Raw genomic sequence first — 12,871 nt, 5'->3', positions numbered from 1 at the left:
TTATATAATAATTATAATAACTATAAACAAAAAAACTAAAAAAAAATTAAAAAATTAATTCATTTCGACTCTGTCTAAAATACTTCTTGCTAAAGATCTGGAATCTGCATTTTCTATATCGCTTGCTAAAGATATTCCGTAAGTGATGCGTGTTACTCTGCCGTTAAAATTATTTTCTTTTAACGTTTTATAAATATATGATGCAGTTGTATCAGCTTCTAAAGATGCACTGAATGCTATCATTATTTCTTCTATATTATTTTTATTAACTCTTTCTATAAGTTCTCTTATTCTTATGTCGCTTATACCAATGCCTCTAAGAGGAGATATAAGCCCTCCCAATATATGATAAACTCCATTATACTCTTCTGTTTTTTCTATAGCAAGCATATCCGGATATGATTCTACAATACATATTTTATTATGCTCTCTTTTATCATTACTGCATATATCGCAAATATCATTATCACTCAAACTATAGCATATATTGCATAACTTAATATTTTCATGCAAAGAAGATAAAACCTCTGAAAATTCTTTTAAATATTCATCATCACAGTCAAATAAATACAAGGCAAGCCTCATAGCTGTCCTTGTACCTATTCCAGGAAGTCTTGATATAATCTGTGTAAGTTTATCCAAAGATTGTATATTATTCAAAATGATTATTCCTTTTTATTATCATCATCATTTTTATTATTCATATTATTCATCATATCATTCATCTTTGATATCATATCTGGAGTTATGGAATCCAAAGAAATATTTATTTTGCCATCTTTATACTCTACAGAAGTCATTTTACTTATATCATTAAACATTTGATTCATATCTTTGAAATTCATATTAAATAAATTAGGCTGCGGTTTAGCTTGTTCTCTTTCATTGTCAGAATCTTCTTCTTCTAATTTTTTTCTTAATTCATTTACTTTTGAAACAGCTTCATTGATACTTGAGCTTATCATTTCCTCCAATAATTCTTTCTGATCCTTTGCTAAAAGGCTCTCATCTATATTAAAACTAGTTATATTATATGATTTGTTCATAGTTAAAGATACTAAATTACCTGCTGAACTGTATTTTATACTATTTTCACTCATAATTTTATACTCCTTTTTATTAATATGATATAATATATATTCTTTTTAATAATTTATCAACAATAATAAAACAATATAAATTTGACTTTTTTATTCTAAGAATATAACATATACTAGGATAATTAAAATTGAAATAAAACTATATATAAGAATGTTTATAAGAAAAATTGTATTTTTAATATTGATATTTCCATCTATATTGCTATCTCAGCAAATAAAAAAAGAAATAGGTGAAACATACGAAAAGGAAAATATAGCTGTATTCGAAATACAAGGTACTTCATCTGGATATGGTGAAGATGTAGGTACTAAAATGACAGCATTAATAGAAAATTCATTAACAAGAATGAATAGATTTAATATAGTAGATAGGAAAAATTTAGATAAATATTTAAAAGAAATGGAACTTCAATTAACTGGTATTACAGAAAAACAAGTAATTGAAGTTGGTAAAATATATGGATATTCAAAAGCAGTAACAGGTAAAATAGTATCTGCTAATGTTGCAGTAGAACATAATGATGACGGCAGTTTCAGTTTATATTCTACAGTTGATATGGTACTTCAAATAGTTGATGTGGAAACTACTAAAATACTTTACTCTTCAAAATTACAAGGTTCTGCTTATTACAGCACTAGTACCTATCCTTCTTATTCTTTAAGAGAAAACCTTATAGATAATGCCTGTAATAATTTAGCATACAAAGTAGAAAATAAAATGAAAAGCATATTTAAAATAACATTAACTATAGCTGATGTGGATGGCGGAAATGTTATATTACTTGCTGGTAAAAATCATGGGGTTAGTTCAAAAACTAGATTTAAAGTTTATTCAAAGAAAGAAGACATTATACTTCCTTCTGGAAACGTAATAAGTGGGGGATATAATTATAAAGGTACTTTAAGAGTAAAAGAACTTAATAATGAATATTTAATAGCAAAAATCTCAAGAGGAAATAACATATTACCAGGTGATATTGCAAGAGAAACAGTTATAGGAGATTTTGGATTAGGTATATTTTTAAATTATGCTTCTTATAATATACAGGCTACAGAAAAAATATATCAAAGCAGTTATAACCCAAATGCCGGAAAAATAAAAATATCATTAAATAAAAACGAATATGCTTTGGGACTGCATTTAAAAATGGGGTATAATGGGGTATTATTTTCACCAAATTTAAGTATAGGTATACTATTCGGCGACTTTTTAAAATCAAGTTATGCTGTAGATACTAGATTTAATTTTGATATTAATATAAATTTATATCAGGAAGTTTTAAGATTTGTAATTTCACCTTATATAGGTATGGGAATATCCTTTACAACTATAGGAGAAGTAATAGGAGGAAATTACTATACTGATAATTACAGCTATTTAAAAAGTGGATCTAAAATAGATTCAAGAGATATTATGTTTGGTATAGGAGCTATAGCTTCTTTACAATATAATGTTACAGATACTATAGGATTAAATTTAGGAGTTGGATATAGATTTTACACTAATCCTATTAATTTAGGCGTTTTCAGTGATGGTCATGAGGTTTCTTTACCAGAAAAGATTAAAACTGTTAATCTCACAGGATTAGAATTCACATTTGGAGCGTTTTTTATACTATAATGAGTACAAAAATTATATTAATACTATTTATCATATCAAACACATTTTTTGGTGCCTTTTATTTTTCAGATATAGCTAAGGAATACGGAACTAATGAAAATAATAATGCAGTGAAAAAAACTGTAACTGAAACAAATGAACAATTAAAAACTGAATATAATATTGATACTAATAGTGTAGGCTCATTCTTTAGTATGGAAGGTACAAATATTATAAATCAAAATGGAGTTGTAAGTTCTCCTGTTATATTAGAAGATACTTATAAAAGCAATCCTTTTAGATATACAGAAGTAACATTTATTTTAACTGCATTTTTCTCATACACTTATGCTACTTATATAACATTTGGATTATCCTCTATAGAAAATGCCAATGTTGTTGCTTCAACTACAGGAAGAAGTAGATATAAAAGTTTATGGATATCATCTTTGCTATTTGAAATAACAGCCGGATTATTTTGCGGAGCTGCTGTAGCTTATGACAGTTATCAAAGAGTTTATGGCAATAAGAAAAATGATGGATTCAGCTTTAGATTTATGCCATTTTATGAACCTGTAAATCAAGATGCTGGATTTGTATTTTCTTTGAATCACCCTCTTTAATAGATAAAATAAAATATTAATTATAATACCTAATTATAAATCAATTAATAGTAAATTAGTATTATAATTAATTTTAATAAAAAATTATGATGTAAAATACATAAATATTTATATATTAGATTTTATATTATAATAAATTTAACCTCTGGAAGTAATTATTTTTTTCTTTTTCAATTTTGGAAGTAAATTTTTATTTATAAGAAGTAAATATGTTATAAAGCATATAGCTATCATTGAAGCCAATATTAAAGCACCTCTGATATTAATATAATTATCATTTTCTTTTATATTTGAAGATGCTAACACCTCTTCATTATTTTTTGTTTCATCTTCATTTTTGATAATCTTTATAATCTTTTCGTTTTTAGTATCATCTAAATAACCGAATGTTTTAGCATAAGATAATATATATTCTTTATCAGTCTTTAACCTTTCTATATTATTTGAAATCTGAATTTTTCTTCTATTTAATTCTTCAACTTTCTTTTTTTAGTTTCTATAATAACTTTTTTAGCATCTAATGTAAGAAATCCTTTAGGACTGAATACGAATACATATACCATAAAAGCTATTCCAACTAATATGATACCATAGAATATTTTAGAGCTGATTCTCACATTGAAATACATAAAATTATTAACCTTATTAAATATACAACTTATTATCGGAAGTAATTCATTAAAGTTAATACTATTACATATAAATATTAGAACCATATATATTTTTATATAGTGTTTTTTATATTTAAAACACTGTAATTATTTACTATTTTTATATTACATAGAGTATTTACTACATTTTTGTTTGAATTTCTATTAACTTACTATTATCAAATCACAATTAAAAGAAAGCAAATACCATTTCAAAAGCACAATAATTATAAGAAATGTAAATAAAAAAGACATGCCCAAAAGCATGCCTTTTAAATTTTAAAATAAGAAATAATTATTGAAAATTAATTAACCTTTTTTTCCGCCCATATCCATATACTGACTGTACATAGGTGAAGGAAGTCCAAAACCTCCAGCCACAGGCATAGTTTCACCTGTTATAAATGAAGAATTATCGCTTGCAAAGAATAATACTGCATTAGCTATATCTTCAACATCTGCCGGTCTATTTAACGGTACATTCTTCAAAAATGATTTTAAAAATTCTTCTGACATACTCTCCATTGCCCCATCTGTTGCTACAAATCCAGGTAACACAGCATTACATCTTATATTATTTCTAGCATACTGAACTGCTATATTTTTTGTAAGGAAATTTATTGCTGATTTTGATATGCCATAAGCTAGTCTTGACATATCAGGAAAAATTCCGCCTACAGATGATATATTTATTATGCTTCCGCCTCCTGTTTTAATCATTTGTTTAACAGCAGCCTTTGAGGGAAGATAAACACTCTTTAAATTTTCATTAACTATTTTAAAAAAGGCTTCAGTGTCCCCATTAACTAAATCAAAATCTTTACTAGTATCAGTGGTACCGAAATTATTTACAAGTATGTCTATTCTATTTTCTTTTTTTATAACATCTTCGATCATAGAAGTAAATGTTTCTTCTTTAGTTGCATCAAAATATACAACATCAGCATCGCCTCCGTTTTTTATTATCTCATTTGCTACTTCTTTTCCTGCATCAAGTCTTCTCACAGCTAAATAAACTTTCGCACCATTTTCTGCAAGCTTCTTTGAGCATGCTAAGCCTATCCCCCTTGTAGATGATGTTACTAATGCTATTTTTTTATCTAAAAGTTTCATAACCATATATCTCCTTTATATTTTATGATTACATTAAATTTAATAAATATTTTTATAATTAAAATAACTATTTTGAATATATAGTTCTGTATTTAATAAAAAATACCATAGCAATGATAAAAGTTATAACTTCTGTAATAGGCATAACATACCAAATGCTATCTTTAACAAATATTAAAGGCATTATAAATATTAAAATACCGCTTATTATAAGTCCTCTTAATACAGCAATTATAAAAGAAGATGAAGGCTTCATTATTGCCTGAAAATAATAAGTTGCATATACATTGAAAGGCAATATTAAAAATGATATAAAATAGGTTCTCATAATATTTTTTGATATGGACAAAGCTTCTTCTGAAGGCTTCATAAATGCTTTCATTAAAAAATCTGTATTAAAGTATGTGAATAAAGTATATACTATACTAAGAACCAAAGCTGAAAATATACTACATTTTACTGCTGATTTTATTCTATCCATTTTGCCAGCACCTAGATTAGTTGATATTATAGGCTGAGCTGCCTGCCCTATTGTATAGGCCGATGACTGAACTAATATATTAATATTTATTATTACAGAATAAACTGCCAATGCTGATGTTCCGAAATATTTCATTATCTGCCTATTAAACATTAAAGCTAGTATTCCCATCGCTATATCTATAAAGAATGTAGAAAAACCAATAGAAGCAATATTTTTTGATAATGAAAATAATTTATTAACCTTTTGAAATTTCAAAGTATTTTTTTTAGTAAATAAATGCGATATCAATATAGAAGCAGTAATAATTTGACCTATAGCTGTTGCAAGTCCAGCACCAAATATACCCATATCGCATATAAACACAAAAAAATAATCGCCGAATACATTGAAAATACCTCCTGCCATAACTCCTAAAGTGGCTTTCATAGGTGCATTATCGTTTCTAAGAAATGCTGCAAAAAATTGACTGAAAGCAAATAAAGGAAGAATAATTTTTATAGGAAGAAAATATCTTTTAGCTAAATTGAGCAGTACTTCATCAGCACCGAAAAAATAAAGTATATTATCTTCAAATATTAATGATAATATCCAAACTATGAATATGACTGCAGATAAAGCTATAAATGAGGCGGTAAAGAAATTATTTTGTTTATCATATTCTCCTGAGCCTTTCGCCTTACTGAAAAGTACAGAACCTCCTATACCAAAAAGAAGCCCTATACCATATATTACATTCCATATAGGAGCAAATACAGCCAAAGCAGCAGCCCCATTATCACCCTCATATTGTCCAACCATAGCAACATCAACTATAGAATAAATTGCCGCTATCAATGCACTTCCAAAACTAGCAGATAAATATTTAAAAAATATTTTTTTACATCTGTTTTTAGCATATCCATAAATAAACTCCAATATTAAAGTTTAAAAACAAAAAAGGCTGAATAAGAAATCTAATAATTAGACATCTTATCCAACCTTTGGTATTTTTTCTCTCCAATAAGTCCTCCGATGAACTTGGCATACATTATATCATATATCATTTATAAGTCAAATTTTGGACTAATATTTTTTCGCAAATACTAAATTTTATTTCAGTACTTATCATATTTATTTATTGATATTTTTTACATAATATATTATATTAGTATAGTATAAAGTGTATTATTATAGAAAAAATATAAATTAAGAAGATTAAATTTATGAAAAAGTTTTTATTTACATCTATTTTAATGTTAATACTATCTGCATTAGCTTACTCTTTCCCATACAAAATGTATACAGGTATGACTGGAGCATTACGTCTTGGGGGAACTCTTTATCTTAATAATGATAGAATAGGTACATCAAAATATACTTTATCAAGTCCTTTAATGATAAATTTCGGAATATTAAGAAATTTTGATATATTTGCAAGAGTAGTTCCTATAACTTATGTACCTGAAATAGGCGTAGGTGTAGCAGGACAGCCTCAATTTTCTATAATGCCTAGATTCCAATTTTTTAATGGATTCATAGGAGCCGTTGAAGTATTATTTCCCGGATCAGATAAACAGAAATTTGGACTTAACCCTCAACTTCATTATTTAATAGGTTTGGGAGACTTTTTTACAGCTTTCTTCAATTTTGAACTTCCTATGTATTTTGATGACCCGAGAGGAGTTGTTGAATCTATAAGATTAAAAACAGCTTTCGGAGTTTATCCTGGAGCATTATTCGGCTTCTCTTTAGCTGGTATATATTTAGAATATCATTTCGCTTATGACTTTTATAATAGTGCAGTATTATATCTTAATCACTTAGGAGTAGGTCTTTATTTAGTATTAAACAGTGATGCTAGCCTATCTCTAAACTTTACTCCGTATTTAGAGCAATTAGCCTCAGGATTCTATTTTGGAATAGGTGCTTCTATATCATATACATTTGATTTCAGCCAATTCCTTAGATAATAGATAATTGAATTAACTAATACAGTTATAAAAACTATACTATTATTTTTTAGTATAATGTAAGTTTGAAAGTTTTTAGGATTTTCTTTTGATTAATAGACTATTGAAAATAATAAGATAAAAATCAATAAGTCTATAAATGATAAAATGTTTTTACTTTTTACAAAATAACTGCTTTTATAAAATATATTCAGAATACTAATCTATTAATAATTTTATATATTGACTTTTTTTATGTTTTTATATAATCTACTTCAATGATTAAATACTATATTTTTTTAATAATAATGATAACAGTAAATGCACTATACCCCATAGTGATAGTAGAGGAAAAAGTAAGTAAAAAGAGTTTATATCTATGGCAGAATTTAGAGTATACCCTAACATATACAGGAGATGCAGATAAATTCAAACCTGAAGGTATAAACACGAATGCCATAAGCGATTTTGAAGTGCTTAATGAAAGAGTAGAAATAGAAACTATACATAAAGATAATGAAATTCCAACTATGAATTATAAAATAATATATACTATGAAGCCTCTAAGAAACGGTAAATTAAAAATACCTGAGTTAGAAGCAAGATATTATAATGTAGAAAGGGGAAATAGTTTAGTACCTAAAGAACAGATGATAAATGAACATAATATAAGAGTATTTAGTTCATGGTTCTTATTAATAATGATAGGACAGTGGATTGTAATAATACTTATAGCACTTTTAATTTATAAGTTCATAAAAGATCAACATAAATTAAATAAAAAGAACTTTGCAAATAAACAAACATCATAATTTTAATATATATAAAGAACTATGAGGAATAACATATGACAGATAATATCAATAACAGCGAAAATACAAATGAAATCAGCAGTGAAATAGCTAATGCCAGTAAGGATTTACAAGCTATATCAGAGGCTTCAAAAATGGCTCTTGATGTTGTAAATGCTATAAAAAATGAAATAAAAAAAGTAATTATCGGACAGGAAAACATGCTCGATAAGCTACTATTAGGAATTATATGTGATGGGCATGTATTGTTAGAAGGAGTACCTGGACTTGCAAAAACATTAACTGTAAAATCATTGGCAAGTACAATAGATGCAAGCTACAAAAGAATACAGTTTACACCGGATTTGCTTCCTGCAGATATAGTTGGTACTGAAATTTACGATATAAAAAATTCAGTATTTCTTCCTAAACAAGGACCTATATTTTCTAATATAATATTAGCCGATGAGATAAACCGTTCGCCTGCTAAAGTACAGTCAGCACTTTTGGAGGCTATGGGAGAACATCAGGTTACTATAGGAGATAAAACATATAGACTTCCTGATGTATTTTTAGTATTAGCAACTCAAAACCCTATAGAACAGGAAGGAACCTACCCTCTTCCAGAAGCTCAGGTTGACAGATTTATGCTTAAAGTTATAGTAAAATACCCTACTAAAAGCGAAGAAAAAACTATAATAAAAAATATGTCATCTTCAAAACCAGCTTCTTTAAAACCTATAACCACAATAGAAACAATAGAAAAATTAAGAAAATTGGCTAATCAAATACATATAGAAGAAAGATTGATTGATTATATAGTAAACATTATAGATGCCACAAGAAATCCAAAAGATTATAAACTTCAAAGCGAATACATAGAATACGGAGCTTCTCCAAGAGCAGGAATATATTTAACTAAAGCAGCAAAAGCAAATGCTATGATGCAGGGCCGAGGATTCGTAATGCCTGAAGATATAAGAGCTGTTGCTTATGAGGTATTAAGGCACAGAATAAGCGTAAGCTATGAAGCACAAGCCGAAAACATAAATAGTGATATGATAATAGAAAGTTTACTAGCAAATATAAATGTACCTTAATAGTTAATGAAAAATATGATTGATTATAAAGCCTGATTATTAAATAATCGGGCTTTTTTTAAAGTGATAAACGATCAGCTAATAACTGACGAAGGAAGTTGCAAGCTATTTTTATGAGAATTTATCACTAGCAATAATATTATAATTGTAGTAGTAAAAATTGTGAGCGTATGCTAAGTTTACTTGGCATACTTTTTTAGCGAACAATTTTTATTAGCAATAATATAAAATCTTTTAGAGAATATCAATGTGCTTTAATAATATTGATTTATAAAAAAATGATTAATTATCAAAGCCTGATTAACTTAGTTAATCAGGCTTTTTATTGATTTATGAGCAACTATTATAAAAATTATGAGTATATGCTAAATACTATGTTATTATGAATATTAATTAATTTGTTTTATATACTTTATCCATTTCTAAAAAACATTGAATTCTTATCTTTTGCAATTCAGATGCTGATTTAGTTTTATTATCTATTGCCTTATCAATAATACTAATATCAGGGGTTTCCTTTGACATTTCTAACCTTATAATTTGTATTTGATTATAAATATCCTTTCTAAAATTTTCTATTTGAGTATAATATTTATTTTCTATAGATTGTATTTGTGACATTTGTTCAGATGTAAGCTGTATATTAGGAAGTTTTCTTCCATAAAATCCATTCCTCCTATTAAAATTAAAATCATCTGACTCATAACCTCTTGCAAATACAGACATAGACAATAAAATCATTGCTGAAACTGTAAATATAAATTTTTTGTTGAATAATAATATTTTAAACATAATTAAAACCTCCTTAAATACATTATATTTTATATATCATGTACTTTGTTAGACGAATAAAACTTTAAAAAGTTCCCATTTTTTATTTTTTACTTAACATAATATTTTTTATATAAATTCTATAAAGCAATTTTTATAATTACCGAAGATATAATATAATAAATTTATAAGATAATGGAGTGTATTATATGGTACGTTCTTTATGGACAGCTGCAAGCGGTATGAATGGTATGCAGTTCAAAACTGATACTATAGCCAATAACCTTGCAAATGTTAATACTATAGGATATAAAAAAGTTAGAGCTGATTTTGAAGATTTAATATATCAAAACTTAAAAATACAAGGAACTCCTGCTACAGAAGATACTGTAACACCTGTAGGACTTCAAACAGGACTAGGTGTAAAAAGTGCATCTACTCAAAAAATGTTTGATCAAGGTTCTTTACAGGCTACAGGAAATAAACTTGATTTAGCATTAGAGGGAGAAGGATTCTTCCAAGTATTAATGCCTGACGGAAGTGTTTCTTATACTAGAGACGGTTCTTTCAAAATTGATGCTAATGGACAATTGGTTACTTCTAATGGATATAGACTAGTTCCTGAAATAGTATTCCCTGAAAATTTCTTGGTAGAGCAGATAAGCATATCAAGAGAAGGTGTTGTTTCTGTGAAGATAGGTGATGAAAATGATCCTGTAGAAATAGGACAAATTACACTTCATAGATTCATCAATCAGCCTGGACTTCTTTCTATAGGCGACAACTTATACAAAGAAACTATAGCAAGCGGACCAGCTTTTGAAGGCGAACCGGGTGCTAATGGATTCCCTAGAATTCATCAAGGTTTCGTTGAAATGTCAAACGTTAAAGTTGTTGACGAAATGGTTGATATGATAGTTGCACAAAGAGCCTATGAGATGAACTCAAAAGCAGTACAAACTAGTGATAACTTACTTGCTACTGTTGTAAACTTGAAAAGATAATTAAAAATAATACATAACTAGTGATAGATAAGGGGCTTTAAAAGGCCTCTTTTCTATATATAGCACCATATGAACTATCGTCTTTAACATAAAGACTAACCATAGTATTATATTCATATTTTATCTTTTCGGCATAGGACTCACCATATACGTTATAAGCATTTCCTGCATTATAATATCTAAGAGATTTTACAATATCGCCATCGAATTTATCCAAAATTTTATCTATGAATCTTACACCAAGCACAATATTATCTCTAGGATCATATCTGTTCAATTTTGGATCAACATCTTTATTGGCAATAGGTGTTATTTGACAGTATCCATAAGCATTTTTTCTTGAAAGTGCTGTAGGTATGAAACTACTTTCCACCTTGATTAAAGCCACCATTAAAAGAGGATCAACATCATAATTACTGCAAACATCGAAAACATCTTTAATAAACCAAAAATCCTGACTATAATGATTAGATACATCTTTAATCAATGTTACCCAATCATTAGAAGGAAAGGAATAATCACTGATATTGAAATTATGCGTCTCCAAATTGAGATTACAAAGAAATAAAACTAATATTATAACTATTCTTTTCATAAACTTCCTGTTAAATTTTAATATCCTATTAATTATAAATTAGCTAATATCAAAAAACATAAACTATATTTTAAATATTAACATTTTTTTGAAAAAAGTCAGTTAAAAAATATATTTTTTTTACATTGCATTAAATAAATATTAATAATCATTAAATAATTGTTATTAATATTTAATATATATAAAATTCTATAGTAAAACTTTACCTTCAAAAGAATATCTAGCTTCCCCTTTCATAAAAACGCTGTTATTTTCATATCTCAACACTAAATCACCGCCTAAAAGATGATTAAGTATAATATTATCAGTTCTTTTGCTTATAAATCCGGCAACACATACAGCTGAAGCACCTGTACCGCAGGCTAAAGTTTCACCGCTTCCTCTCTCCCAAGTTCTTTGTTTTACCTCTCCCCTATTTATTATCTCTACAAATTCTACATTAGTTCTGTTTGGAAATATACTGTTATTTTCTATATAACTTCCTATAGAATTTATATCTAAATCATCAATATTATCCATAAATATTACAGCATGAGGATTACCCATAGATACAGCAGTGAAATAATATGTTTTGCCGTTAAATGTTATAGGCTCATCAATAATAGGATTTTTATCTATAGTAGTAGGTATTTTAAGCCCTTCAAGTATAGGAGAACTCATATTTATTTCAACTTTATCAACTTCATCATTCTCTATAAATAGATTAGCTTCTAAAATACCTCTTAAAGTTTCTATTTTTAGAGGATTATTTTTACTTATCCCTTTATCATAAACATATTTAGCCACGCATCTTATACCATTACCGCACATTTCAGATTCGCTTCCGTCAGCATTAAACATTCTCATTTTAGCATCAGCTTTATCACTCGGCATTATAAGTATTATACCATCAGCTCCTATAGAATAATTTCTATTGCTCAATATAGGAGAATATTTTGAAGCATCTTCAGGAGTAAATTTTTCTTTAAAACAATTCACATAAATATAGTCATTTCCTATTCCATGCATTTTAGTAAAAGATAAAGTCATAATAAACCCTTAAAATATTTTTTATGTTATATAATTTATATATTCTATAATATAATATGAATTAAGTAAATATTTTATAAAAA

Annotated in this window: 15 protein-coding genes; 6 read left to right on the top strand and 9 right to left on the bottom strand. The window is 27.1% G+C overall.

What is annotated here, in order from left to right:
* Nucleotides 1–54: 54 nt before the first annotated feature.
* On the bottom strand, nt 55–660 hold the full coding sequence (recR, locus tag BINT_RS04755) for a recombination mediator RecR (RefSeq protein ID WP_014487418.1): 606 nt from the start codon (nt 658–660) through the stop codon (nt 55–57).
* 5 nt (nt 661–665) lie between these two features.
* The gene (locus BINT_RS04750) at nt 666–1,100 is read right to left on the bottom strand and encodes a YbaB/EbfC family nucleoid-associated protein (RefSeq protein ID WP_014487417.1); all 435 of its coding nucleotides are present in this window, start codon (nt 1,098–1,100) and stop codon (nt 666–668) included.
* A gap of 151 nt (nt 1,101–1,251) precedes the next feature.
* On the opposite strand from BINT_RS04750, the gene BINT_RS04745 reads away from it, so the two are divergent.
* Together BINT_RS04745 and BINT_RS04740 are read left to right on the top strand one after the other, a co-directional pair.
* Entirely contained in the window at nt 1,252–2,721 is a 1,470-nt protein-coding gene (locus BINT_RS04745) for a CsgG/HfaB family protein (protein WP_014487416.1), read from the top strand.
* The gene (locus BINT_RS04740) at nt 2,721–3,323 is read left to right on the top strand and encodes a hypothetical protein (RefSeq protein WP_014487415.1); all 603 of its coding nucleotides are present in this window, start codon (nt 2,721–2,723) and stop codon (nt 3,321–3,323) included. The genes BINT_RS04745 and BINT_RS04740 overlap by 1 nt, the downstream gene beginning before the upstream one ends.
* 138 nt (nt 3,324–3,461) lie before the next feature.
* Here the strand turns inward: BINT_RS04740 and BINT_RS15395 are convergent, their stop codons facing one another.
* From BINT_RS15395 to BINT_RS04725, 4 genes are all read right to left on the bottom strand, one after another.
* Nucleotides 3,462–3,629 carry a hypothetical protein gene (locus tag BINT_RS15395; protein ID WP_014487414.1) on the bottom strand — a complete coding sequence of 56 codons (168 nt, stop codon included), beginning with the start codon at nt 3,627–3,629 and terminating at the stop codon, nt 3,462–3,464.
* Nucleotides 3,630–3,790: 161 nt separating this feature from the next.
* Nucleotides 3,791–3,952 carry a hypothetical protein gene (locus BINT_RS15390; protein ID WP_014487413.1) on the bottom strand — a complete coding sequence of 54 codons (162 nt, stop codon included), beginning with the start codon at nt 3,950–3,952 and terminating at the stop codon, nt 3,791–3,793.
* 330 nt (nt 3,953–4,282) lie between these two features.
* Complete coding sequence (hdhA, locus tag BINT_RS04730) at nt 4,283–5,086, bottom strand: 7alpha-hydroxysteroid dehydrogenase (protein WP_041177580.1); 804 nt, start codon at nt 5,084–5,086, stop codon at nt 4,283–4,285.
* Nucleotides 5,087–5,153: 67 nt separating this feature from the next.
* The gene (locus tag BINT_RS04725; RefSeq protein WP_014487411.1) at nt 5,154–6,485 is read right to left on the bottom strand and encodes an MATE family efflux transporter; all 1,332 of its coding nucleotides are present in this window, start codon (nt 6,483–6,485) and stop codon (nt 5,154–5,156) included.
* A gap of 287 nt (nt 6,486–6,772) precedes the next feature.
* Here BINT_RS04725 and BINT_RS04720 point away from each other — a divergent pair, with 287 nt between their 5' ends.
* The 3 genes from BINT_RS04720 to BINT_RS04710 all read left to right on the top strand — a co-directional run bounded on the left by BINT_RS04720 (nt 6,773) and on the right by BINT_RS04710 (nt 9,389).
* The gene (locus BINT_RS04720; protein ID WP_014487410.1) at nt 6,773–7,519 is read left to right on the top strand and encodes a hypothetical protein; all 747 of its coding nucleotides are present in this window, start codon (nt 6,773–6,775) and stop codon (nt 7,517–7,519) included.
* 287 nt (nt 7,520–7,806) lie between these two features.
* Nucleotides 7,807–8,310, top strand: coding sequence for a BatD family protein (locus BINT_RS04715; protein WP_200859224.1), 504 nt, complete (start codon nt 7,807–7,809; stop codon nt 8,308–8,310).
* A 35-nt stretch (nt 8,311–8,345) separates the two neighbouring features.
* The gene (locus BINT_RS04710; RefSeq protein WP_014487408.1) at nt 8,346–9,389 is read left to right on the top strand and encodes an AAA family ATPase; all 1,044 of its coding nucleotides are present in this window, start codon (nt 8,346–8,348) and stop codon (nt 9,387–9,389) included.
* A gap of 393 nt (nt 9,390–9,782) precedes the next feature.
* Here the strand turns inward: BINT_RS04710 and BINT_RS04705 are convergent, their stop codons facing one another.
* Nucleotides 9,783–10,181: a Spy/CpxP family protein refolding chaperone gene (locus BINT_RS04705; RefSeq protein ID WP_014487407.1), complete on the bottom strand. Its 399-nt coding sequence runs from the start codon at nt 10,179–10,181 to the stop codon at nt 9,783–9,785.
* 188 nt (nt 10,182–10,369) lie between these two features.
* Here BINT_RS04705 and flgG point away from each other — a divergent pair, with 188 nt between their 5' ends.
* A complete protein-coding gene (gene flgG, locus BINT_RS04700; protein ID WP_014487406.1) occupies nt 10,370–11,164 on the top strand; it encodes a flagellar basal-body rod protein FlgG in 795 nt (264 codons plus the stop codon).
* Nucleotides 11,165–11,201: 37 nt separating this feature from the next.
* Here flgG and BINT_RS04695 read toward each other — a convergent pair whose 3' ends face one another.
* Both BINT_RS04695 and dapF read right to left on the bottom strand, forming a co-directional pair.
* Nucleotides 11,202–11,759 (bottom strand): lytic transglycosylase domain-containing protein, encoded by a 558-nt coding sequence (locus BINT_RS04695; protein WP_041177261.1) that lies wholly within the window; start codon nt 11,757–11,759, stop codon nt 11,202–11,204.
* Nucleotides 11,760–11,948: 189 nt separating this feature from the next.
* Nucleotides 11,949–12,788 carry a diaminopimelate epimerase gene (gene dapF, locus BINT_RS04690; RefSeq protein ID WP_014487404.1) on the bottom strand — a complete coding sequence of 280 codons (840 nt, stop codon included), beginning with the start codon at nt 12,786–12,788 and terminating at the stop codon, nt 11,949–11,951.
* Between the last annotated feature and the right edge of the window lie 83 nt (nt 12,789–12,871).

The organism is Brachyspira intermedia PWS/A (genome assembly GCF_000223215.1).
GTDB lineage: Bacteria > Spirochaetota > Brachyspiria > Brachyspirales > Brachyspiraceae > Brachyspira > Brachyspira intermedia.
The sequence above is the reverse complement of the archived record's forward strand: the minus strand, read 5'-3'. Positions and strand labels throughout refer to the sequence as shown.